We start from the raw sequence: 23,625 nt of genomic DNA on the forward strand, positions 1-23,625 counted from the left end.
CGGCTCTTGTCGTCGGGCCTGCGAACGGGAAGGATGGCGCGGGACGCGAAGGGGTGCGACGTGACTGACGGCGACGAGGACGCACGACCGCGCGACCTGTGGGCAGATGTCCCGCGACGCGGGCTGCCACGTCGTCGAGCAGTCGCCGAGGACGACGAGCTGTCCACCCCGAGCAGCGACGTCACCGCACCGCCGGTCAGCGCGGATGACCCGGCGCCCATCGCGCCGCGCCGCACGGCCTCGCCGCGTTCCGCCCGCCGTCGTCGCATCCTGCGCGTCGGCGTCCCGGTAGCCGCCCTCGGGCTCGTCGCCGCACTCGTCCTGCCAGACGTCCTGGACGACGACGAGGAGCCGCGACTCGCACGCCCGACCGCACCGTCCGTCGTCGACGCGTCCGCGCTGCTGCCCGACCTCGTGTTCGGGGAGGATCGGTCCGCAGACCTGCCCGTGCCGCCGGCTCTCACCGGGCCGGCAGAAGCACCGAGCGGCACCGGGGAGCGCTGGCGGCTCACCTCGGACGACCTGTCGGAGATCTGGCAGGACGCCGCGCCCGACGGGGCGGACGCTGGCTCGCCCGTGCTCGTCGTCGCGAACCCGGTCACGGCGGGTGCCGCGAACGAGGCGAACGTGTCCGGTATCGCGCCGGTCGTCCTGGACGCGTACGGGCCCCAGGGCAAGAAGTCGCAGACGAGCCTCCTCATGACGCTCGACACCGAGGACGGCTCGGTCCTGTGGACGCGGCCGTTGGAGGCTGTCATGCCCAGCTCGTGCCAGAGCATCGGACGGGGCGCGAGCATCGCCTGCCTCTCCCAAGGCGACGCTGAAGGGGACCGTGCGACGTTCCAGGTCACCGTCCTCGAGGCCGCCACCGGTCGGGACGCAGCCTCGTTCGCGACCGACGCCTGCATCCCGACCTCCTTCGTCCAGCAGGGCACCCGCCTCTACTGGGCGGGCGTCCTGCCCGACGAGATGGCGATGTGCCTCGGGGGTGGCGCTGAGCACTTCGCGACGCTGACCGGGAGCGGGTTCGTCGACACGTCCACCGACTGGCTCACCATGACTGCGACCGGCCCGCTCCTGCGGACTCCTGGATCCTCCGTCATGCTCACGCAGGACGGGTGGCGCGGGTACCGCGGCCGTGTCGAGCCCGCCCCGGGCGGGCTGATCGTCCGCGAGATCGCGGAGGACGACTCGGAGACCGTGCGTCTCGACCAGGACCGTCCTCCCGCGGTCAGGAGCGTCGTCTCGACGACCGCGGGCGCGACGGTCATGTGGGCGGCCGGCACCCCGTGGCGGCGGCTCGACCTCACCCCCGAGGTGTCCGGCACGAGCGACTTCGCCGGGACGATCGGGATCGGGGGCAGCGCGTACGACGTGACGGAAGGCGGGACGGTGGTCTCCAGCAGCCCCGTCCTGACGATCCCCGGCGTCGAGGACACGTCCCTCGACTACGGGGGCCGCATGCCGCCTAGCGTCACTCCGGCTGCCGTCATCGCGTTCGTCCCGGTCGACGGGGGCGTCGCCACCTACACGACCGAGCGGTGGACGGCGGCGTCGATGAGTGCGGGCGCGCCGGTCGAGACGCACGAGGAGCCTCGGTCGCTCGCGGCGGTCGTCGGGCGGACGACGCTCTCCTACGAGGGTGCCCGCGACTCGCTCGGCGAGGGTCCGCTCGGCGCGACGCACTTCGCGGAGCGCACCCTCGTCGTCGAGCAGGAGGACGGCTCGACCGACCGGGTGCCGTTCCGGCACCTCTACTCGGTGAGCCTCGCGGACGGGGCTGGCGAAATCGACCTGGCCACGACCGTGTCGCCGATCGCCGTCGTCGGACCGATGGTCGTCATCGCGGACGACGGCGGGCTCGTCGCCGTGTCCTGAGCGCGGCGCCCTGAGCGCCGGCACCCGAGGTGGCGGAGCACCGTTGCCGTCCGCAGCGCGCAGCGGGACGATGGGCGCGAGCACCTTGCGAGGACGACGATGACCGAGCACGAGCCAGACGAACCACCTCCCGACGGACCCGCCGCCGCCGACCGCACGAGCGACCGCGCCGGCGACAGCTCCGGCGCGGACGCCGCTGTCCCGGACAGGCCGCACAGCCTGTGGGACGACGTCGACGTGCACGCCGTGCACCCGGGGCTCTCGGCAGGACGCGGCGCCGCCGAGCCGCTCGGCGCGGCGGGCGACGCCAGGTCGCCGCACGGCGAACGCCTCTTCATCCCCGGGGCGCCGTCGCCCGTGGACCTGCCGTCCCTCGACGTCGGCCCCCGGTCCCGTCGCGCGACGGGCGGAGGTCCGCGCCGCCCGAGCCGGGCGGCCCTCGTCGCGGCGGCAGCGGTGGTCGCGCTCGTCGCCGCGACTGTCCCGCGCCTGGTCAGCACCGACGACGTCGTCCCGGCTGAACCGACGCCTCCGGTCGTGACCGCGCCCGTGCGGGGCACCGCGGTGGGAGGGCAGCGCCCGGGTCTGGTCGTCGGGCCCGACCTGTCGTCGCCGTCCGACCTGCCGCAGCAGCCGACGCACGTCCTCAAGCCGTTCGCCGACAACCCCGTGCGCTCGTGGCGGCTGACCCTCGCGGACGCGGTCGGCCTCACGCTCCGGGAGTCGCTCGCGCTGCCCGAGGCGGAGCGTCCCGACGCGGGGACGGCGTCGTTCGCCCTGCCTCTGCCCGCCGCGGCGGGGACGGCGAGCACGGCGGACACCCTCGTCGTCGCGGTGAACCCCGGCACGGAGCCCGTGTGGGAGTCCGTGTTCCACGGTCTCCCCACCGTCGGTGGCGGCAGGTCGACGTACCCGTCGACGACCCTCCTCATCGGCATCGACGCCGAGTCGGGCGAGCGGCGCTGGACGCGTAGCATCGCGGCCACGCGCGCGCAGCCGTGTCAGGTGCTCGCGCGCGGACAGCTCGTCGCGTGCCTGACGCGAAGCGGCGAGAGCGCCTCCGTCGTCGTCCTCGAGGCCGACACGGGACGTCCGACCTCGTCCTTCGCGACCAGCACGTGCGTCCCGGACCTGTTCCTGCAGGACGGCGGACGGCTCTACTGGGCAGGCCGCGACGCGGGGGGCGTGTGCCTCGGCGGCGGGCTGTCGGGCGCGCTCGTCGCGAGGATCCCGGGGGTCCGCGACCTCGCGTGGGACGACCTGACGATGGGCCCGACGGGCCCGCTGCTGCGGACCGCGGGCGGCTCGGTGCTGCGCGACGCCGAACGGGTGTGGCGCGGCTACGACGGCCGGGTCGAGCCCGGCCCGGACGGTCTCGTGATCCAGGAGGTGCCGGGGACCGAGCACGTCTACTCGGACGCGTCGGGCGAGCGGACGACGGCACGGTCGCACCCCTCGACGGTCGTGCTGCGCGCGGAGGACAACGTCGTCCTCGCGACGCTGGCAGGGGCCGCGTGGCGCCGGCCGGACCTGGGGCAGGACGCGACGCCCGTCGACGAGCTCTACGGCCTGGTCGGTGCCGGGGTGAGCGTCTACGTGCCGTTCGGTGCCGCGACGATGACGTTGCGCGACGGGGACGGCGGGCTGCTGCCCGCACCGGTCGCGGGGACGCCTGAGCGGATCGTCGCGTCGCGCATCGGGATCATGGGGACCACGACGATCGCCGGTACGACGACGCAGGCCGAGTGGAACCTCGACGGGAGGCTGCTGAGCGAGAGCGACATGCTGTCGACGGTGGTCGGCGTGCGCGGGGAGACGACGTTCGTCCTGTCGGGCATCCCTGGACGGGACGACTCGACGTGGTTGCGCGTGCTCGCGGAACCCGACGCGAACCTCTGGGTCGCGCAGGTCGCCGTGGACCCGGCGGCGACGCTCCTGCCGTTCACGGCGTCGAGCGCGGGAGCGCCGACGGTGCACGCGGCGCTCGGTCGGATGATCGTCGTGAGAGAGCCGGACGGCCTGGTCGGCTACCGGTGAGGTAGTCGGCCAGGCCGTCCGGGTGGTGTCCCTAGGGGCGGAGGGTCACCGCTTCTTGCCGCGCATGCTCAGGTAGATCGAGATGAACACGACGGACAGGATGATCGAGACGATCCAGCGGATCCAGTCGATGCCCTTGGTGTCGTCGACTCCCACGAGGCCCGTGATCCAGTAGCCCGCGAGGGCGCCGAGAACTCCGAGGATGATGGTCCACAGGACGCCGATGGGCTGTTCGCCCTTCATGAAGAGGCGCGCGAGCGCGCCGATGATCGCGCCGAAGATGATCAGACCGATGAGCTCACCCATGATGAACCTCCTGATGGTGCAGGTGTCGCGGTGTGCGTCGGGCCGCTGGTGGCGGCGCGACGCGCTGACCTGACGATCGTCACCCCGCGAGCGTGACCTCGCATCCTGGGAGCGCTCTGGGTGTTGTCAGGGTGCGACCCGCTGGCGGAGCTTTTCGACGGTGGTGGGGTCGTCGGTCCAGCCGCGAGCACCGGGGAACGTGACGGACGCGGTCGCGGCGTCGGACGCCGCGGCGAGAGCGTCGAGGAGAGACTCCCGCCCCAGCACGCCTCGGTGCGCGACGGCGGCGAGGAGGGCGCCGTGCAGCACGTCGCCGGCGCCGAGCGTATCGACGACGGCGGCCAGGTCGAGCTGCCGGACGTCGACCGTCCCACGGGTAGGTTCCGCACCCTCGTGGCCGTCGCGGTCCCAGAACGCCACCTCGATGGGCGCTGCGCCGTGCGACTGCGCGACGGTCCTCGGGCCGAGCTGGTGGACGGCCGCGAGCGTCGCGGCGTCGTCCGCGGCGCCGGGGGCGCGGAAGTCGGCGGACAGGACGGCGACGTCGACGTGCTCGAGGAGGGCGTCGAGCCCGGGCTTCCAGGAGCCGCCGTCGAGCAGCACGACGATCCCGGCCGCGCGGGCCGCAGCGGCGAGCGGGACGGCGAGGTCGAGGTGGTGCCCGTCGACGAGGACGGCGACGACGCCGTCGAGCACCCCGTCCGGGAGGCTCGCGGCAGCGCCGAGCGTCGTCGCGTTCGTCGAGACGACCGCGCGCTGCCCCGTGCTCGCGGTGACGAGCACGGTCGACAAGGCGAGGTTCCAGCCCTCCCCCGCGGCGTCGACCAGCTCGACGTGCTCCGCGGCGAGCTCGGACGCGACCGCGGCGGCGGGTGCGCCCGCGCCGACGCGGGACACGAGACGGGCGGTGCAGCCGAGGCGGGCGGCAGTGATCGCGGCATTGAGCGCAGGCCCGCCCGCGTGCACGTCGAGAGAGCGGGCGACGATCTTCTCGTCTGGCCCGGGCAGCGCGTCGACGACCTGCGTGACGTCGAGCGTCGCGAGCCCGCACGCGAGGACGACGGGCGCGGTGCCGCGCTCGCGGGAGGCGGCGGACGGCGTAGGCATGCCCCTGTTGTATCGCGCACGATGGGGGCATGGTCCCCGACCCGCCGGGCCCCGTCCCCGACCCTCCAGGCCTCGTGCCTGCGCCCCCGCACACCGAGCCGAGCCTCGCCGCGAGCGCGGCGACGCTCCGCGACGTCGACGCGCTCGTCGCCGGCTGCTTCGCGTGCCCGCGGCTCGTCGCGTGGCGGGAAGACGTCGCGGCTGTGCGCCGCTCGTCCTTCCGGGACCAGACGTACTGGGGACGCGGCGTCCCGAGCTTCGGCGACGAGGCGGCGCACACGCTGCTCGTCGGCCTCGCGCCCGCAGCGCACGGCGGCAACCGCACGGGACGCATGTTCACGGGCGACCCGTCCGGCGACTTCCTGTTCGCTGCGCTGCACCGCGCCGGCTACGCAAACCAGCCGACGTCCGTGTCCGCCGACGACGGGCTGGTCCTGTCGGGCATGCGCATCTGCGCGCCCGTGCACTGCGCGCCGCCGGACAACAAGCCGACCCCCGACGAGCGTCGCCGCTGCGCGCCCTACCTCGCACGCGAGCTGGCGCTGCTCGCACCGACGCTGCGCTGCACCGTCGTGCTCGGGGCGTTCGCCTGGCAGGCGCTCCTCGCGACGCTGACCGACAGCGGGTGGCGAGTGCCGCGGCCGCGGCCGCGGTTCGCGCACGGCGCGGAGGTCGACGTCGTCGGTCCGGACGGGCGCACCCTCACACTGCTCGGGACGTACCACGTGAGCGCCCGCAACACGTACACGCGCCTGCTCACCCCGGACATGCTCGACGCCGTCCTCGTGCGCGCCCGCCAGATCGCCGCCGGGTGACCCGCTACGCTCGCGGCATGATCCTCGTCACAGAGACCGACGTGTACCTGCCCGGCGAGCTGGGCTACGGCACGGACAATGCGCTCGACCCAGGCATGCCCGCCGGCATGACGGCCGCGATCGTCATCTTCGGGATCCTGTTCGTGGGCGTGATCGTCACGATGGTCGCCCTGTCCGTGCACCGGTTCCGGAAGGCGAAGAGCCAGGGCATCGACCTGCTCACGGTCGACCAGGACCTCGCGGCGCGGCTGATGCAGTCCGAGATGCTGCGCCCCGCCGACGGCACGGTTGGCGGCACGGCTGGCGGTGCGGCGAAGTCGGTCGAGGAGCGCCTGCGCGAGCTCGACGACCTGCACGAGCGCGGCGTCATCAGCGCGGAGGAGCGTGCGGAGGCCCGGGCCAAGATCCTGGGCAGCTGAACCGCTTTCCCTGCTCGGTCCCGGGAACGACGAAGGCCCCGTCCGCCGGACGGGGCCTTCGTGCTGTGGCAGCTGAGGGATTCGAACCCCCGAAGCATGACGCGGCTGATTTACAGTCAGCTCCCTTTGGCCGCTCGGGCAAGCTGCCTCTGCTCCGTCGCTCCCGGCGCAGGCCGGTCACTTCCAGAGCGCTGTCACCATACTAGGTGATGTGCCTCAGGTGGAAATCGGGAGCCTGCCCGGGGTCCGCGGTGCGATCCTGATCGTCTCGTCCTCCCGCTCTCGACCTGAGGAGCCCGTCACGTCCACGACCTCCGCCCCGTCGCCGCTCGACCGCACGGGCCTGGCCCTCGGCCTGGGCTGCTACCTGCTGTGGGGCTTCCTGCCCCTCTACTTCAACGTCCTGGACCAGACGGGCTCGGTCGAGATGATCGCGCAGCGCGCAGTGTGGGGTCTCGTGTTCTGCCTCCTCGTGCTGCCGGCGGTGGGTCAGTGGCGTCAGTTTGCCGCGGTGCTCCGGTCGCCGCGCACGCTCGCGGTCCTGGGGACGGCGGCAGCGCTCGTCGGCGTGAACTGGTACCTGTTCGTGTGGGGCGTGACGCACGGGCACGTGGTCGACGCGTCGCTCGGCTACTACGTCAACCCGCTCGTCACGGTGCTGCTCGCGGTGCTCGTGCTGCGTGAGCGCCTGCGGCGCGCGCAGGTGTGGGCGCTCGGCTTCGGCGCTCTTGCGGTCGTCGTGATCGCGACGGGGTCCGACGGCGCGCTGTGGCTCTCCCTCGGCCTCGCGCTGACGTTCGGCGGGTACGGGCTCGTGAAGAACCGGGTGGGTCGCACGGTCGGCGCGCTGCCCGGCCTCGCCGTCGAGACGGCGTTCCTCACGCCGTTCGCGCTCGCCTACCTCGTGTGGCTGGGTCCGCGTGAGTCGCTCGTCGGCAACGGCGTCGGCTACGGGCTGCTCGTCGCGTCGCTCGGCGTGGTCACGGTCGTGCCGCTGCTGCTGTTCTCGGGCGCGGCGCGGCGCTTGCCGCTGTCCGTCGTCGGGCTGCTGCAGTATCTGACGCCGTCGATGCAGCTCGCGATCGGCGTGCTCGTCCTCGACGAACCCATGAGCCCGACGCGGTGGGTCGGCTTCTCCCTGGTGTGGGTCGCGCTCGTCATCCTCGGCGTCGACGGTGTGCGCGCCGTGCGTGCGACGACCCCGCTCGACGGCGGGACGCCCACGACGCCGGACCCGTCCCGATAGGCTGGTCCGAGCCCCGCCCACCTGTGCGACAAGGAGAAGCAGCCGTGGCAGATTCCTCGATGGACATCGTCAGCAAGGTCGACCGCCAGGAGGTCGACAACGCCCTCAACCAGGCGGTCAAGGAGATCAACCAGCGCTACGACTTCAAGAACGTCGGCGCGTCGATCGCGTGGTCCGGCGAGAAGATCGTCATGATCGCCAACTCGGAGGAGCGTGTCCTCGCGATCCTCGACGTCTTCCAGACGAAGCTGATCAAGCGCAACATCTCGCTCAAGGCGTTCGACACGGGCGACAAGGGCCCGCAGCTCTCCGGCAAGGAGTACCGCCTCGAGGGTGTCCTCAAGGAGGGCCTCGCTGGTGAGAACGCGAAGAAGGTCACCAAGCTGATCCGCGAGGAGGGCCCCAAGGGCGTCAAGACGCAGATCACCGGTGACGAGGTCCGCGCGACGTCGAAGTCCCGCGACGACCTGCAGGAGGTCCAGGCGCTGCTCAAGGGCGCCGACCTGGACTTCGCGGTGCAGTTCACCAACTACCGCTGAACCATGAGCACCTCGGGGACGGCCCGCCCGGCGGCGGTCGCGACGGCGACCGCCCTCGGCGGGCTCCTGACGGTCGCGCGCCAGGCCGCCACCCGGTCGTGAGAATGCAGCCCCCTGGTCTCCCGAAGGTCGTCGCGACGGACCTGGACGGCACACTGCTGCGCCCGGACGGGTCCGTCTCCGACCGCACCCGGCGCGTGCTGCAGCGTCTCGACGACGCCGGGGTGCGGGTCGTGTTCGTCACGGCGCGGCCCCCGCGGTGGCTCGCCGAGCTCGCGGACGTGGCGGGCTCGCACGGCACGGCGATCTGCATGAACGGCGCCGCCGTCTACGACTTCGGGTCGGCGACCATGACGGACGTGTGCGGCTTCGAGCTGGGAGCGCTCGGGTCGCTCGTCGCCGACCTGCGCGCCTCGATCCCGGGGGTCGCGCTCGCCGTCGAACGGCTCGACGGGCCGGTGTACGACCCGACGTTCGCGACCGAGCACCCCGTCCCCGCCGACCTGAGGCGCCGCCGCATCGAGGACACGCTGAGCGCCGACCCGGCGCACACGGTCGGCAAGCTCCTCGCCGTGCTCGACGGTGCCCCTCCCCTGGACTTCTTCGCGCGCGTCGAGGCGACCGTCAGGTCGCGCGCGGTGCTCGCCTACTCGGGCGCCGTCGGCCTCGCCGAGATGACGGCGCCGTCCGTGACGAAGGCGGCGGCGCTCGCGAGGTGGTGCGCGTCGCACGGCGTCGCGCCGCACGACGTGTGGGCGTTCGGTGACATGCCGAACGACCTGCCGATGCTCGGCTGGGCCGGGCGTGGCGTCGCGGTGGCGAACGCCCACCCGGACGTGCTCGCCGCGGCCGACGCGGTCACGGCGTCGAACGTCGACGACGGCGTCGCTGCGCACCTCGAGCGCCTCCTCTGACCGAGGCGCCCGCGGGCCAGGTCAGAGCAGCGTGAGGATGCGCGGGCCGTCGTCGGTGATCGCGATCGTGTGCTCGACGTGCGCGGCGCGCTGGCGCGAGCGCGAGTAGAGCGTCCAGCCGTCCTCGCCGTGGCGGTAGCGGCCGGAGCCGCCGTGGATGAACATCGGCTCGAGCGCGATCACGAGGCCAGCCTTGAGCTCGAGGCCCTTGCCGGCACGGCCCTCGTTCGGGATGAACGGCTCACCGTGCATCTCCCGGCCGATGCCGTGGCCGCCGTGGTCCTCGAGGTTGCCGACCTTCGCCTTGCGGGCGACCCGCCCGATCGCCGCGGAGATGTCGCCCAGACGGTTGCCGACCTGGGCGGCGGCGATGCCGGCCTCGAGCGCGGCGGTCGTCGTCGCGATGAGCTCGAGGTCCTCCTGGCGGGGCGTCCCGACCACGAAGGAGATCGCCGAGTCGGAGGCCCAGCCCTTGAGGACGGCCCCGCAGTCGATCGACACGAGGTCGCCGTCCTCGATGACCTGGTCCGTCGGGATGCCGTGCACGACGGCGTCGTTGACGCTCGCGCAGATCACGCCCGGGAACGGCGTGGGCGCCCAGTCCGGGTGGTAGTTGAGGAACGGCGACGTGGCGCCCGCACCGAAGATCACGTCGCGCGCGACCTGGTCGAGCTCGAGCAGGGTCGACCCCACCTTCGCGGCGTCCTTGACGGCGGCGAGCGCCTTGGCGACCACCCGTCCGGACTCTCGCATCTCGTCGATCTCGGAGGGGGTGCGCAGCTCGATCATGGGAACCATCCTAGGTCCGCTGCGCGGCGCCGCGGGCGGAAACCGTCCCTACCCGCCGTACGCCATCTTCTCGAGCCGTGCGACACGCTCGTCCATCGGCGGGTGCGTCGAGAACAGCCGTCCGACGTCCTTGGCGCGGAACGGGCTCGCGATCATCAGGTGCGAGACGTTCTCGAGCGGCTGCGAGACCGGCAGGGGTGCCGCCTGGGTGCCCTGCTCGAGCTTGCGCAGCGCGGAGGCGAGCGCGCGCGGGTCGCGCGTGAGGGCGGCCCCGTCCTCGTCGGCGTCGAACTCGCGCGTGCGGGAGATGCTCATCTGGATGAGCGACGCCGCGAGCGGCGCGAGGATCGCCATCGCGATCGCGGCGGCCGGGTTGGCGTTGCGCCGGTCCCCGCCTCCGAAGAACAGCAGGAACTGCCCGAGCGACGTCACGACCCCGGCGATCGCCGCGGCGACGGACGACGTGAGGATGTCACGGTTGTAGACGTGCATGAGCTCGTGGCCGAGGACGCCGCGCAGCTCGCGCTCGTCGAGCAGCGTGAGGATGCCCTCGGTGCAGCAGACGGCGGCGTTCGCGGGGTTGCGGCCCGTCGCGAAGGCGTTGGGGGCGGCCGTCGGCGACACGTAGAGGCGGGGCATCGGCTGGCGTGCCTCGGTCGAGAGCTCGCGCACGATCCGATACATGGCTGGCTGCTCGAGCTCCGTGACGGGGTAGGCGTGCATCGCGCGGATCGCGATCTTGTCGGAGTTCCAGTACGAGTAGAACGTCGACACGAGACCAAGACCCACGAAGATCATCAGCATGCCGGAGCTGTCCCGGAAGAACAGCGCCCACAGCCCGAGCAGGACCGCCCACAAGACGCCGAACAGCGCCGCGGTCTTGAGCCCGTTGTTGTGCCTGTGCATCTCTCTCCCCTCGGACGACACCGCCGGGCAGTCGTGCCCCGGGACGATCGGCGTCGGCCTCATGGGTTTCAACGCGTGGGTGCGGCGCCGCGTTCCCGAGGCCGCCCCGCCGGTCGGCAGGGCGCCCTCGTGGAGGTGCGTCAGGCGGTGGGCGCGGTGACGCCCTTCGCGATCGCGATCATCTCCTCGCGCGGCACGACCTTGATGCGCTCACGGCCAGCGGCGACGCCGAGCGCGATCTCGTGCGCCTCGAGGTTGACGAAGTCGTTCCACTCGATGACGTCGACGCCCTTGTCAGCGAGGAACGTCGTGATGTCCTCGGGGGCGCCGTGCGGGGCGCGGGGCAGCGAGTCGACGTCCTCGACGAGGTGGCGGATCGTCTCCGACGCGTCGGACTTCGTGTGCCCGATGAGGCCGACGGGCCCGCGCTTGATCCAGCCGGTGGCGTACACGCCGGGGACCTGCTCGCCCGCCGCGTCGACGACGCGGCCCTCGCGGTTGGGGATGACCCCCTTGATCGGGTCGAACGGGATGCCGGGCAGCTCGGAGCCGAAGTACCCGACGGCCCGGTAGACGGCCTCGACGGGCCAGTCGTGGAACTCGCCGGTGCCGGTGACGGTCCCGTCGCCTGTGAGGCGGGTGCGCTCGGTGCGCAGCCCGACGACCTTGCCGTCCTCGCCGAGGATCTCGGCCGGGGCGTGCAGGAAGTGCAGGTGCAGCCGGCGGGACGCCGAGAAGCCGGACGGGTCCGCGAGGGCCCAGTCGGTGAGCGTCTTGACGACCTGTTTCGTCTGGTTGGAGGACTCGATCGCGGCCATCGAGCCTTCGTCGAACTCGTAGTCCTCCGGGTACACGATCACGTCGACATCGGGCACGTGGCCGAGCTCGCGGAGCTCGAGCGGCGAGAACTTCGCCTGCGCGGGGCCGCGACGGGCGAAGACGTGCACGTCGGTGACGGGCGACGTCTTGAGGATCTCGTAGACGTTGTCCGGGATCTCGGTCGGCAGCAGGTCGTCCGCGTGCTTGGACAGGATGCGCGCGACGTCGAGCGCGACGTTGCCCGCACCGAGGACCGCGACGTGCTGCGCCTCGAGGGGCCACGTGCGGGGCACGTCGGGGTGGCCGTCGTACCAGGAGACGAAGTCTGCGGCGCCGTAGGACCCGTCGAGCTCGGCGCCGGGGATGGCGAGCGGCGCGTCCTTGATGCAGCCGGTCGAGAAGATGACCGCGTCGTAGTGGTCGTGCAGCTCGTCGAGCGTGACGTCGGTGCCGAAGTCGATGTTGGCGAGGAGGCGGACGTCGCCGCGCTCGAGCACCTTGTGCAGCGCCTGGATGATCATCTTGATGCGGGGGTGGTCGGGGGCGACGCCGTAGCGCACGAGCCCGAACGGCGCGGGGAGCCGCTCGATGAGGTCGATCGAGACGTCGACGTCCGCCTTCGAGAGGATGTCCGAGGCGTAGATGCCGGCGGGGCCGGCGCCGACGACCGCGACGCGCAGGGGGCGGTTGTTGCTCACGAGTTGGTGCCTTCCGATCAAGGTGGTGTCCCGGGCGGTGCTGCGAGTGTCGGCCACCGACGCCCGCGTGTCACGGTCCGGGACGCGATGCTCACATCGCGGACATCCGGGCGTACCGCCCAGCCCCAGCCTAGTCCGCCACCTCCCGGTAGTCCCGAGAGGGTGACCACACGCACACACGATCCACCACACCCGCGCACCACGACGGCGCACGCCTCGACCGTCGCTCGGTCAGTCGCCTGCCCTGGCGCGCCGCGCCCGCCGCTCCGCTCGACGCGACCTCCGCGGCTGCACGACGGTCCCGCCCTGCCGCAGCAGCTCGGCACGCACGAGCGCCTCATGCTCGCGACGCTCCGCCCGCCGCTGCAGCGCCCGAGCCCGCAGGGACGCGACCGAGATCTTGCCGCGCAGCCGTTGCTGCCACGTGCCGTGCGCGGTGATCCCCGCGACGACCTCGTCGGCCTGCGCCCAGAGCGCCTCGGCGTCAGCCTCCGACGGCTCTCCCGGGCCGAACACGGCCGTGTCAGCGGCCCGTGCGAGCGGCTGCACGCGCACGCCCGCGAACGACGCCTCGAGCGTCCGCGCGCTCTCCGCGCGCGTCGCGAACCGCGACACGAGCTCACGGCGGTCGTGCGCGGCGTCGAGCACCTCGTCCCACGCGCCCGTCACCCGGTCGAGCGGCACTGCCGCCGTGCGACGCCGGCGCTGGCGCCGCGTCTTGGCCGCGATGACGAGCAGCGGCGGCAGCACGACGAGCAGGATCGGCACCGCGATCGACACGGTGACGACCGCGATCCGACGCCAGTCGATCGGCTCCTCGACGACCTTGTCGTCGGACTCGACGTCCGGGTTCTCGATGTCGTCCTTCGGCGGGGTCACCGGGTCCTCGGGCGGCGGCGGCGGCTGCACGACCTCGGGCTGCGGCTCAGACTCCTGCGGCTCCGTGTCCTCGCTCGGCGTGCGCGACTCGTCCGGGGTCGGGAAGTAGGGCACCCAGCCGTAGCGCTCGTAGCTGATCTCGACCCACGCCTGGATCTCGGTGCCGGTGATCTCGACGTCGCCCGTCGCGCCGTCGGGCGCACGGAAGCCCATGACGACGCGGGCGGGCAGGCCGAGGTGCCGGGCCATGAGCGCCATCGCCGACGCGTACTGCTCGCCGTCACCGACCATGAGGTCGCCGGTGAGGAGCTCGTCGATTCGCGCCGCACCGTGACCCGACAGGGACGGGTACTCCCCCGCCGCCTCGATGCCGTGGCTGAACCAGCCCTGCTGCAGCGTCGCCTCGACGGCCCGCGCGACGAGCGCCGGGCTCGCCGCCTCGGACGCGATCGTCGACGCGCGCTGCGCGACCGAGTCGGGCACGCGCTCGAGCTCGGGCTGGACCACGTCGGCGGCGACCGCCGACGCGAGCTCCTCGTCGGACGGGACGGTCGGCACGATCGTCGTCGCACGGTACGAGTCGCCGCTGCGCAGCCCCTCGGGCAGCACGGCGCCACCCGTCGCGTCGTTGAAGCGGAACGCGCGCTGCTGCTCGCGGCTGCGCCGCCCCTCGAAGCTCAGGCTCGTCGTCTGCCCGACCATCGGCATCCAGACGCCGTCGAGCCCTTCGATCGTGAACGCGACCTCGGCGGGGGTGCCGGTCACGTTCGTCGGGATCTCCTCGCCCACGCGACGGAACGCGCCGGTCGAGCTGCTCGCGGACTCGTCCGCGACGTTCCAGACGACGCCGTCGAACGCGTCCATCGTCGCGAGCCGGACGAGCGCTCCCTCAGGAAGGCCCTCGACCCGGAACAAGGGCGTCTCGGGGAAGTCCTTGACGTACCGGCGCCACGCGGCGAGCGGGCTCGCGTGGTCGTTCGGGTCGAACGGCGGCACGACCTCGTTGCGCAGGACAGTGCGTGGCGCGTCGCCCGCGACGTGCGGCGTCACGAAGAGGCCTGAGCCGACGCTGACCGCCGCCATGACGACGAGCGTGACGATGCGCCGAGGGTGCCAGGAGCGCAGCCGCCACGCGATCCAGGGCGTCAGGAGTACAGCCATGCCGAGCCCGACGACGGTCGCGAGCGGCGCCTCGACCGTGCCGAACAGGATCGCGACGACGAGCACCACCCCGGGCACGAGGCTCGCAGCGAGGACGGAGACCGCCGCCGCGCGCCGCGTCGCACCGTCGCTGCCGGCGGGCGCGCGCCCGCTGCGCGCGCCCTCAGCAGCCCAGCCCGTCCACGACGACGCCGCGACGGTCCCGAGCATGCCCGCGAGGACGGTCCCACCGAGGGCGAGGACGAACGGCGCGACCATGAGGTTGTCGACCGGCCCGATGGGCGGCTCGAGGGTGAGCATCTCCTTCCACACCGCGACGAGCCCGCCGACGAGCGACACGAGCGTCTCGAGGGACGGCACGACACGCGCGACCGTCGTCGACGGCGCGGCGAGCACCCCGCCGAAGAGGAGGTAGACGCCGAGCGTGAGACCGACGACGACGAACGAGGACCAGCCGCGCTCGCGTGCGACGAGCACGACGAGCGCGCCGAGGAGCACGCCGCCGACGATCGGCAGGAACACCGCTGACGTGCCGTAGACGGGCAGCAGCACGAGCAGCGCGAGGAGCACGGCGAGGCCGAGGACGGTGACGTCGACGACGCGCCGCACGCCGGGCGGTGTCGTGTGGACGCCCGACAGAGAGACGTCGCGGACCTTCTTCTCGGCGGTCCTCACGGCGACACCAGCCTCGAGACGAGTCGCGGCAGGTCGGTGAGGTCCCCGAGGTGGGCGACCGAGAGGCGTCCGAGCGTCTGCATGCGCAGCTCGTGGCCGAGCGAGACGACGATGATCGCGGTCCGCACGCCCGCGGGCACGTGCAGGGCGGAGCGGCGCAGCTCGGCGGCCTTGGGGATGGAGCCGGTGACGACGATGACCATCGACGCGTGCGGCACGGTCTGCGCGACCGTGCGGGTCACGCCGGGGCCGGGCGGCCCGGGCCGCGAGACGAGTCCTGCACAGTCGTCGAGGAAGCGCGGCGGCGTGCCGGTGCGCAGCACCTCGTCCCCGGAGAGCGCGGTGATCTCGAGCCCTTCGCGGACGGCCTGCGCGCCCACCGACGCGAACACCTCGACGGCGGCCTCGTACTCGTCCTCGTCGAGGTACGCGGCGCGCGCGTCCTCGAGCGCGAGCGCGGTGTGCGTGCGCCTCGTGTCCTCGTACTGGCGGACCATGAGCTTGTTGAGGCGGGCGCTCGTGCGCCAGTGGATGTTGCGACGGTCGTCGCCCGCGACGTACTCCCGCAGGGCGTGGAAGGACATGTCGTTCTCGGAGACGACGCGCGTCGCCTGCCCTTCGAGGTCGCGCATGACGCCGGTGCGGGCGGAGGCGAGCGAGACGATGCGCGGGTGGATGTAGAGCTGGTCGGGCTCGGTCCAGCGCACCTGGCGGCGCACGAGGCCGAGCGCGTCGCCGCGCACGGAGCGGACGGGGCCGACGACGACGACGGCGCGGCGCGCCGTCGGCACGGCGAAGACCTCTTCGTGGACGGCGCCGGCGGCCATCGACGGCATCTCGAAGCTCGCGGCGCCAGCGCCGACGGGCAGCTCGATCTCCGCGGGCAGCATGCGGGCGCGTCCGACGTTCGTCACGGCGATGCGGCCGAGGGCTCGCTGCCCGACGGTGACCCGACGGTCGGCGAGGTCGAGCTCGACCGCGTACGTGGAGCGGCCGAGCGTGAGGATGACGCTGACGAGCAGCAGCCCCGCGAGCGCGACGCCGCCCGTGACGAGCTCGTCCCAGCCGAAGCGGCGCCCGGCGCCGATGCCGACGACCGCGAGGGCGAGAACCACCCAGCCGAGCGGCGTGACGTGCGCGAGGGCGTGCGTGAGCGGGCGCCGGACGGCGGCGAGCCCGCGGACCACGGGTGCCGCCGCGCGCCTCAGCTCCGCAGGGGCGACCGGGACGGAGGGCATCGTCAGACGACCCGCTCCACGGGTGGCGCGGTCGTGGCGACGACGTCCTGGAGGACCTCGTCGCTCGTGACGCCCGCGAACTCCGCCTCGACGTCGAGCACGAGGCGGTGTGCGAGCACCGGCTCGGCGAGGTCCTTGATGTCGTCGGGGATGACGAACGGGCGGCCGAGCGAGGCCGCCCACACCTTGGCGCTGCGCACGAGGGAGAGGCAGCCGCGCACGCTCACGCCGAGGCGCGTGCGTGCGTCCTCGCGGGTGGCCTCGGCGAGACGCGAGACGTAGTCGAGGACTGCCTCGTCGACGTGCACCGTCGCGGCCATGTCGGCCATCTCGGCGAGGGCGTCGGTCGTGATCTTGGGCGCGAGGCGCGACGCACGGTCACGGTCGGCGGAGCCGGCAAGGATCCGCACCGTCGAAGCGTGGTCCGGGTAGCCGAGCGACGTCTTGATGAGGAAGCGGTCGAGCTGCGCCTCGGGGAGCTTGTACGTCCCGGCCTGCTCGATCGGGTTCTGCGTCGCGATGACCATGAAGGGCCGCCCGACCTCGTACGGCTCGCCGTCGACCGTGACACGCGACTCCTCCATGACCTCGAGGAGCGCGGACTGCGTCTTGGGCGACGCACGGTTGATCTCGTCGGCGAGCAGGATCGACGTGAAGACCGGGCCGCGGTGGAACGTGAAGGTCCCGTTCGACTGGTCGTAGACGGAGACGCCCGTGACGTCGGACGGCAGCAGGTCCGGGGTGAACTGGATGCGGTGGTGCGTCCCCTGGACGGTCGCCGCGATTGCGCGCGCGAGCGACGTCTTGCCGGTGCCGGGGGCGTCCTCGAGAAGCAGGTGCCCCTCCGCGAGCATCGCGGTCATGGCGAGGCGGATCGTGTGCTCCTTGCCGAGGACGGCCTTGCTGACGTTGGTGGTCAACGCCTCGAAGGTCTCGGCGAACCAGCCGGCCTGCTCGGGTGTCATCACGGTGCGGTGCCTCCGTGGTCAGGACCCTGAGTCGGGTCGGGCTGTCGGTGCTGTCGTTCTCTGCTGCGGCGGGGTCACTCTATCGACCGTCAGCCACCGGGGCGCACTACGGGCCTCCGCCAGCAGGCGGGGGCGCCGGTTCAGGCGTGATCGTGACCGTGGCGGTCGACGACCATTCGCCCTCACCGGCGGAGTTGACGGCGCGGACACGGACCTCGTACTCCGAGCCGCCGTCCGCCGCCGGCACCGAGAAGGTGGCGGTGCGCTCCGACCCGGACACGGTGCCGCTGTTCGACCAGATCAGCGAGCCGTTCTTGCGGGCCTCCCACCTGTAGCCCGTGATGTCAGCGCCACCCGTGTCACCCGGCGCAGCCCAGGTCAGGGTCACGCCGAGCGGGACCGGGGAGGTCGCCGTCAAGCTCCCAGGGGCCTGGGGCGGGTCCGGCGTGGTCGTGGTGCTCGCGGAGCTCACCTTGCTCGTGCCGATGTCGCTCCTCGCGGAAGCCGTCACGGTGACGTTGCCCTTGTAAGAGTCGCTGCCCTTGGCGGGCTTGCCGCACTCGGGCGCGGAGTCACCCTTCTTGACGCAGACGGTCAGGGTGGCGGGCGCGCCGCCGTCGCTCCCTGCCTTGACGGTCCACTCGAAACCGCGCCCGCCCGTGGCGACGAGGTCGACGGTCGGCGCCTGGGGCACGGTCACGACGCGGATGCCGTCGAGGCGCAGCGCGGCGTCCGCCTCGGCGCACACGTTGCCGCCGCCCTCGACGATGCACGGCCGCACGCTCACCGCGGGCGAGACGGCCTCGCTCGACTGGCCGCCCACCGTGATCGACGTGCCGTCGACGCGCTGCCGCTCGCCGTCGCCCACGCGGACCCAGTAGAAGTCGATGCCCTTGCCGGCACGGCCGGTGTTCGACGGCGGGTTCCAGGAGTAGCGCACCTCGCCACCGCCGAACTCGGCGCCGGTCGGGTTCGTCTGCACGACGTCTCCGCGTGTCGCCGACCCGGGGACGGCCCAGGTGCGGGCCTTGATCGTCGCAGGCTCCGAGTTGCCGGCGCGGTTCGTGGCGACGACCGTGAAGGTGTAGTCCTCACCGTTCTTGACCGCGAAGGTCTCGCTCGTCCGCGAGCTGTCCCGCGTTCGGGACTCCCCTCCGGAGACCGAGATCGTGTAGCCGCTGATCTTCGCGCCGTTCGGGTCAGCCCCCGACCACTCCACGGTGATCGTCCCGTCGCCCTGCAGCGTCTTGAGGGTGGGCGCACCCGGGCGCCCGGCGGGGGTCTCGGTCGTCGCAGGGCTCCACGGGCTCGAGTTGCCCATCGAGTTGGTAGCACGCACCTGGACGGCGTACGACGTGCCGTTGCGCAGGCCGGTGACCTCGCGGCTGGTCGTCGAGGACGCGACGACCAGGTTCGCGCCGGTCCCGCCGACGACCTGGACCTCGTAGCCGGTGATCGGCAGGCCCTCCGAGCGTGGCTCGCTCCAGCTCACCGCGAGCGCCTGGTCCTTGAACTGGACGGTGGGCGCGTTCGGTGCCTCGGGCGTGACCTCGAGCCGCACCGCGTTCGAGACGGGCGACCACTCGGACCAGCCGACGAGGTTGCGGGCGCGGACGGAGAACGTGTACTCGCGGTCGTACTGCAGGTCGCGGACCGTCAGGCGGGTCCCGACGGAACGCACGACCGTACCGTCGTTGAGCTTGACCTCGTACTCGGTCACGGGCGGCGCGGACACGGGAGCGTCCCACGAGAGGTCGACGGTCGGGCCGCTGCCTGCCTTCGCGACCGGAGCGGTCGGCGTGGCGGGCACCTCGGCGATCGTCACGGTGACGATGCCCTCGGCCTCGCGTGTCGGCACGTTCGTCACGTCGCGGACGCGGAACCGCACCTTCATCGTCCCGGTCGCGGTCACGGCCGGCGTGATCGCGAGCGAGCTCCCCGAGACGGAGACGGTCCCCTGCCCCGCGACGACGTCGGCGCTCACGACACGGAGCGGCTCGGGCGCGAACGGGTTGAACGCCCCGGCCAGCACGTTGACGGTGCTCGCGACGCCGGGGAGCGCGTCGACAGCGAAGTCCTGGACGCGCGGCGCCTGGCGGTCGCTCTGCGTGACGCGCACGTTCACGGCCTCGTCGAGGACTCCGCGCGCGCCGTACGAGATCCGGATGCCGACCTTGCCGACCGTCTCCGGCTGCACGCCCGTGCTGGCCTGGAGCGTGAGGACGGTCCCGTTGATCGTCGCCGTCACGCCTGCGGGCGGGGGTGTCGTGATCGCGAACGCGTAGAGGGCCTGGCCGGGCGTCTCGCCCTCGGGACCGCGCGTCACGGCGTTGAGGTCGAGCGAGATCGGCGCGCCACCTTGCGCGACGTCGAGCGTCGGGACGAGGAACTGCGGCGGGTAGTCCTCGGTCGCGTACACGGTGATCGGCAGGGTGAGCACCTTGAAGCGTGCGTCGAGCGCACCTGGCGCTGCGTCCGTCACCTCGAACGTGATCGACGCGGGGCCCGCGTAGGCCGGGTCGGAGACGTACCGCAGCGTGCTCTCGTCGACCGTCAGCGCGGAGCCGTCGGAGCGGGTCGCGGAGACGCCCTCCAGGTTCGAGATGCGTGCCGTGCGGCCAGGGCCGACCTGGACGAACTCGTCGAGGTCGATGAGCAGCTCCGCACCTGCGGCGACGCGCAGCTCGCGCGCCTTCGGGCGCAGGACCGGCGGGAAGTCGCCGAGCGCGGGCACGGTGATGAACGCGTACGACCCGACGTTGTTCGCCTCGGGCCGCGTGTTGGTGAGCAGGTACGGGATGGTCCGGGCCGTGTCGCCGAGCGTCACGACGACCTTCCTCGCGGCGTTGACCTGCGCAACCGCCGCGTGGCTGCTCGGGACGGACACCGCGAGGTCGGTCAGGGGGCCTGACGGGTTCTCGGCGACCGCGAGCACGTCGACCTCGACGGTCGTCTTGTCGATCGTGTCGATCGCAGGCACGACGACGTCGCGCGCGACCGGAGGCTCGATCGCCGCGTCCTTGACGGAGCGCACGGTCAGGACGGCGCTCGCGCGTCCGCCGACAGCGTTGCCGACGGTGTACGGGATGGCCCAGACACCCTCGTCGACGGGGGTCTGCACGACGATGCGGCGCCCCTCGACGCGCGCGTCGATCCCTTCGGGGGCCGTGAACGGCTCGATGATCGACAGCGCGCTGCCGGACGGGTCGACGTCGTTCGCGAGGACGCGCACCTCGATTCGCTCGCCGGGGCGCACCTGGACGGTCTCGTCGCGGGCGACGATCGGCGGACGCTCGGCCGAGCGGAGCGCGATGCCCACCCGGATCGTCGCGACGGAGCGCTGACCGACCCAGTCCTCGACCGCATAGGTGAACGTGTCGGTGCCGGACTCGCCCGGCAGCGCCTCGTACTCGAGGTAGTCGGCGCCGACCGACAGGATGCGGCCCTTCGTCGGTGCCGACGCCTGGCCGAGCAGCGTGACGCCGTCGCCGTCGCGGTCGATGCCGACGAGCGGCACGGAGATGCGGACGGTCTCGCCCTCGAAGACGCGCGCCATCAGGTCGAGCGGGCGCGCCGGTTCCTTGCTGGCACGGTCGGACGCGTGGACGTTGACCGTCAGCCGCGCGCTCGTCACGTTGCCGTTCGAGTCAGCGACCTGGAACAACGCTTGCGACCGGCCCGGGTTGGGACCGGCCTGATATCTCAGGACGTCGCCCGAGACGAACAGCAGCCCGTCCGCCGGTGCCTCCGCGATCTGGCGGACGAGCGTCATCTCGTCGCCGTCCGGGTCGAAAGCGTCCTCGAGCACGGGCACGGTCACGACCCCGCCGGTGCGCACCGTCACCTCGACGTCCGGGACGACCGGCGGGCGCTGGGCCGCGCTCGGGTCGGTCGGGATGACGAGGATCTCGCCGCGCGCCGTCTCCGGCCCGTTCGACACGACGTACTCGACCGTCTCCGGCCCGCCGAGAGACCGCTCTGACGAGATGCGCAGCTGACGGTGGTTGATGACGCCGAGGCGCAGGTCCGAGCCGGGGCGCGCGGTCGCGGACACGAGGACGAGGACGGAGCCGCTCGGGTCCGTGTCGTTCGCGAGCGGGTCGATCGTCACCTCGCCACCCAGCGGCAGGAGCGCGGTGTCCCGCACTGCGACCGGCGGCAGGATCGTCTCCGGCACCGCGACGACGTCGATGCGGGCGAGCCGCGCCGCCTGCTGCGTGCCCGCCGTCACGACGACCGGCACGTAGTACGTCCCGGTGACTGACGAGCGGAAGGTGAACGTCCCTGCAGCCGTGTCGGCCGCGACCTCGGTGCCCTCGACCGCGTCGACCGCGGCGAGACGCGGCGGCTCGTTCGACACGCTGCGCACCGACGCGAGGACGTCGACCGTGATGAGCTCGCCCTGACGGGCGGTCGCGTGGATCGGGTCGATCACCGGGGGCACCGTGCCCGGGGCGCGGATGTCGACGTTGACCTCGCCCTTGACCTGCTCCTCACCGTCGCTCACGGTGACACGGACCACCCGACGCCCGAGCTCGGCACCCGTCGCGTCGAACTGCAGGATCCCGTCGAGACGCGCCCGCACCTGCCCCGACCCCGAGACGACCGACGCCCCGACGAGCTGGAGGTCGTCCCCGTCCGGGTCGCTGAACGACGCGAGCACGTCCGCCCGCAACGACGAGCCCGCCTCGACCGTGAACGTCGGGCGACGGTCCTGGACCGGCGCCGAGTTCGCGCCGCTCGGCACGACCGTCAGGCGGACGCTCGTCGTCTGCGGGATGTTGCCAGCGCGACCGTCCGAAACCGAGTACGTGAAGTCGACCGACCCGGTCGCCCCCGGCTGGACGGCGAGCTGCAACGCCCGCCCGCCGTACACGGGCGAGATCGTGCCGAACGCCGCGGGGATCTCGTCGAGCTCGGTGATCGTCAGGACGCCGCACTCGACCGACACGTCGTTGTTGAGGACCTGCAGGATCCTCGTGCGGCCCGCCCGGACGCCGTAGTCGTCAGGCCGCGGCTGCGGCGTCGACGTCTGCTCCTTGCACTCCTCGAGGGTGTCCGTCGTGGACTCGACCTCGTCGGTCGCCTTCTCCTCGTCGCGGGACTCCTCCTCGCGGTCGATCGTGTCCCAGTCGGGCCGGTGCATCGTCGGGACGTCGGCCGGCAACCAGACCATGCCCTCGCGCACGTCGTTGAGCGCGATCACGTTCCGGTTCGTGCGGAACCGCAGCTCCGACGCGCCGTCGACGCCCGTGAGCGCCTCGATCTGCGGCTCGTCGTCGCCACAGCTGCGCAGGTAGCTGCCCGCCGTCGACGACCATGCGCCGTACTCGCAGCCCGCCAGGTATACGGGCGCCGCGGGCGTGCCCGACGCCCCCCGTCGGCACCTCCGCCACCTCGCCGTCGTCGAGCGAGACCCGCACGAGGCCGCTCGGCGAGCCGAGCAGCACGTGCTCGTGCGACGGCCCGGTCTGCTGCAGCACGACCCCGCCCAGGCTCGACAGGTCCGCGACCCAGCCGTCCGCGTGCAGGCGCCCGGCCGCGAGCACGACCAGCGCGTCCCCCACCGCCGCGACCGCCTCCGGCACGATCCCCTTCGCCCCCTCCAGCTCGGGGCCCGTCGTCACGACCTTCTCGCCGTCGACCACCTCGACGCGCGTGACCTTGCCCGTCGTCGGGTCGAACGCGAGCGCCGCACCACCCTTCGTCACGACCGTGACCGCCCCGGCCCCGAGGGTCGCGTCGGCGGCGCCCGGGTCGAGCGAGATTCCCGCGAGCGCGGAGAACGCCGAGACCCACAGCCCGCCCTCGGGCGAGGTGACCGCGACCGTCCCCGCGTCCATCGCGACCGCCGCCCCTGCCGGCAGCGCGACCGGCGTGCTGAGGGACACCGCCGCCGGGTCCACGACCGTCGCCGCACCCGCCTCGACGAGCAGCACGTCCGGACCGGACTGCAGCACGTCGAACTGGTCACGGTTCGCGACGACGCCGCCGTTGAGCTCCTTGATCTGAGCGTTGAAGCGTCCGAGCTTCTGCGCGCTCCGCGCGGTGATCCACACCGAGCCGTCGTGCAGGTCGACCTGGGCGACCTTGACGCCCGGGTTGACGAAAGCGAGCACGACGAGGAGCGCTGGCACGACGGCAGCAGCCACCGTCGTCATCCAACGTCGCCCTGTGCGGTCAGGACCGCCAGCAGCCTTCTGGAGCAGGGATGCGCGCGTACGAGTCATA

17 protein-coding genes and 1 tRNA gene are annotated in these 23,625 nt (G+C 72.7%); 7 read left to right on the top strand and 11 right to left on the bottom strand.

The window, feature by feature from the left end; translation table 11 throughout:
• Nucleotides 1-60 precede the first annotated feature (60 nt).
• Together HF995_RS03310 and HF995_RS03315 are read left to right on the top strand one after the other, a co-directional pair.
• A complete protein-coding gene (locus HF995_RS03310; protein ID WP_168446353.1) occupies nucleotides 61-1,878 on the top strand; it encodes a hypothetical protein in 1,818 nt (605 codons plus the stop codon).
• A gap of 99 nt (nucleotides 1,879-1,977) precedes the next feature.
• Nucleotides 1,978-3,915 (top strand): thioesterase domain-containing protein, encoded by a 1,938-nt coding sequence (locus HF995_RS03315; protein ID WP_168446354.1) that lies wholly within the window; start codon nucleotides 1,978-1,980, stop codon nucleotides 3,913-3,915.
• Between the two features lie 45 nt (nucleotides 3,916-3,960).
• Here the strand turns inward: HF995_RS03315 and HF995_RS03320 are convergent, their stop codons facing one another.
• Complete coding sequence (locus tag HF995_RS03320) at nucleotides 3,961-4,221, bottom strand: GlsB/YeaQ/YmgE family stress response membrane protein (protein WP_168446355.1); 261 nt, start codon at nucleotides 4,219-4,221, stop codon at nucleotides 3,961-3,963.
• Nucleotides 4,222-4,347: 126 nt separating this feature from the next.
• The gene (locus tag HF995_RS03325; protein ID WP_168446356.1) at nucleotides 4,348-5,328 is read right to left on the bottom strand and encodes a PfkB family carbohydrate kinase; all 981 of its coding nucleotides are present in this window, start codon (nucleotides 5,326-5,328) and stop codon (nucleotides 4,348-4,350) included.
• Nucleotides 5,329-5,357: 29 nt separating this feature from the next.
• Between HF995_RS03325 and HF995_RS03330 the strand changes: the two genes are divergently transcribed.
• Together HF995_RS03330 and HF995_RS03335 are read left to right on the top strand one after the other, a co-directional pair.
• Nucleotides 5,358-6,143 (top strand): uracil-DNA glycosylase, encoded by a 786-nt coding sequence (locus tag HF995_RS03330; RefSeq protein ID WP_168446357.1) that lies wholly within the window; start codon nucleotides 5,358-5,360, stop codon nucleotides 6,141-6,143.
• 17 nt (nucleotides 6,144-6,160) lie between these two features.
• Nucleotides 6,161-6,562, top strand: coding sequence for an SHOCT domain-containing protein (locus tag HF995_RS03335; RefSeq protein ID WP_168446358.1), 402 nt, complete (start codon nucleotides 6,161-6,163; stop codon nucleotides 6,560-6,562).
• Between the two features lie 66 nt (nucleotides 6,563-6,628).
• On the opposite strand, the gene HF995_RS03340 is transcribed toward HF995_RS03335, so the two are convergent.
• Nucleotides 6,629-6,710 (bottom strand) — tRNA-Tyr (locus HF995_RS03340).
• A gap of 72 nt (nucleotides 6,711-6,782) precedes the next feature.
• Between HF995_RS03340 and rarD the strand changes: the two genes are divergently transcribed.
• From rarD to HF995_RS03355, 3 genes are all read left to right on the top strand, one after another.
• Complete coding sequence (gene rarD, locus HF995_RS03345) at nucleotides 6,783-7,808, top strand: EamA family transporter RarD (RefSeq protein WP_350308711.1); 1,026 nt, start codon at nucleotides 6,783-6,785, stop codon at nucleotides 7,806-7,808.
• A 44-nt stretch (nucleotides 7,809-7,852) separates the two neighbouring features.
• Nucleotides 7,853-8,347 (top strand): YajQ family cyclic di-GMP-binding protein, encoded by a 495-nt coding sequence (locus HF995_RS03350; protein ID WP_168446359.1) that lies wholly within the window; start codon nucleotides 7,853-7,855, stop codon nucleotides 8,345-8,347.
• Nucleotides 8,348-8,451: 104 nt separating this feature from the next.
• Nucleotides 8,452-9,261 carry an HAD family hydrolase gene (locus HF995_RS03355; RefSeq protein ID WP_168446971.1) on the top strand — a complete coding sequence of 270 codons (810 nt, stop codon included), beginning with the start codon at nucleotides 8,452-8,454 and terminating at the stop codon, nucleotides 9,259-9,261.
• A 21-nt stretch (nucleotides 9,262-9,282) separates the two neighbouring features.
• On the opposite strand, the gene map is transcribed toward HF995_RS03355, so the two are convergent.
• The 8 genes from map to HF995_RS13755 form a co-directional block, all read right to left on the bottom strand.
• Nucleotides 9,283-10,050 carry a type I methionyl aminopeptidase gene (gene map / locus HF995_RS03360; protein WP_168446360.1) on the bottom strand — a complete coding sequence of 256 codons (768 nt, stop codon included), beginning with the start codon at nucleotides 10,048-10,050 and terminating at the stop codon, nucleotides 9,283-9,285.
• 48 nt (nucleotides 10,051-10,098) lie between these two features.
• On the bottom strand, nucleotides 10,099-10,956 hold the full coding sequence (htpX, locus tag HF995_RS03365; protein WP_168446361.1) for a zinc metalloprotease HtpX: 858 nt from the start codon (nucleotides 10,954-10,956) through the stop codon (nucleotides 10,099-10,101).
• A gap of 140 nt (nucleotides 10,957-11,096) precedes the next feature.
• A complete protein-coding gene (locus HF995_RS03370; RefSeq protein WP_350308712.1) occupies nucleotides 11,097-12,473 on the bottom strand; it encodes an FAD-dependent oxidoreductase in 1,377 nt (458 codons plus the stop codon).
• 231 nt (nucleotides 12,474-12,704) lie between these two features.
• The gene (locus tag HF995_RS03375) at nucleotides 12,705-15,188 is read right to left on the bottom strand and encodes a transglutaminase domain-containing protein (protein WP_168446363.1); all 2,484 of its coding nucleotides are present in this window, start codon (nucleotides 15,186-15,188) and stop codon (nucleotides 12,705-12,707) included.
• Entirely contained in the window at nucleotides 15,185-16,426 is a 1,242-nt protein-coding gene (locus HF995_RS03380) for a DUF58 domain-containing protein (protein ID WP_168446364.1), read from the bottom strand. The genes HF995_RS03375 and HF995_RS03380 overlap by 4 nt, the downstream gene beginning before the upstream one ends.
• 2 nt (nucleotides 16,427-16,428) lie before the next feature.
• Nucleotides 16,429-17,391: an AAA family ATPase gene (locus HF995_RS03385; RefSeq protein WP_168446365.1), complete on the bottom strand. Its 963-nt coding sequence runs from the start codon at nucleotides 17,389-17,391 to the stop codon at nucleotides 16,429-16,431.
• A gap of 109 nt (nucleotides 17,392-17,500) precedes the next feature.
• Nucleotides 17,501-22,516, bottom strand: coding sequence for an Ig-like domain-containing protein (locus HF995_RS03390; protein WP_434060840.1), 5,016 nt, complete (start codon nucleotides 22,514-22,516; stop codon nucleotides 17,501-17,503).
• Nucleotides 22,401-23,624 carry a hypothetical protein gene (locus tag HF995_RS13755; protein WP_286189146.1) on the bottom strand — a complete coding sequence of 408 codons (1,224 nt, stop codon included), beginning with the start codon at nucleotides 23,622-23,624 and terminating at the stop codon, nucleotides 22,401-22,403. Before HF995_RS13755 ends, HF995_RS03390 begins: the two co-directional genes overlap by 116 nt.
• Nucleotide 23,625: the final 1 nt, after the last annotated feature.

It is taken from the genome of Sanguibacter hominis ATCC BAA-789 (genome assembly GCF_012396185.1).
Taxonomy (GTDB): domain Bacteria; phylum Actinomycetota; class Actinomycetes; order Actinomycetales; family Cellulomonadaceae; genus Flavimobilis; species Flavimobilis hominis.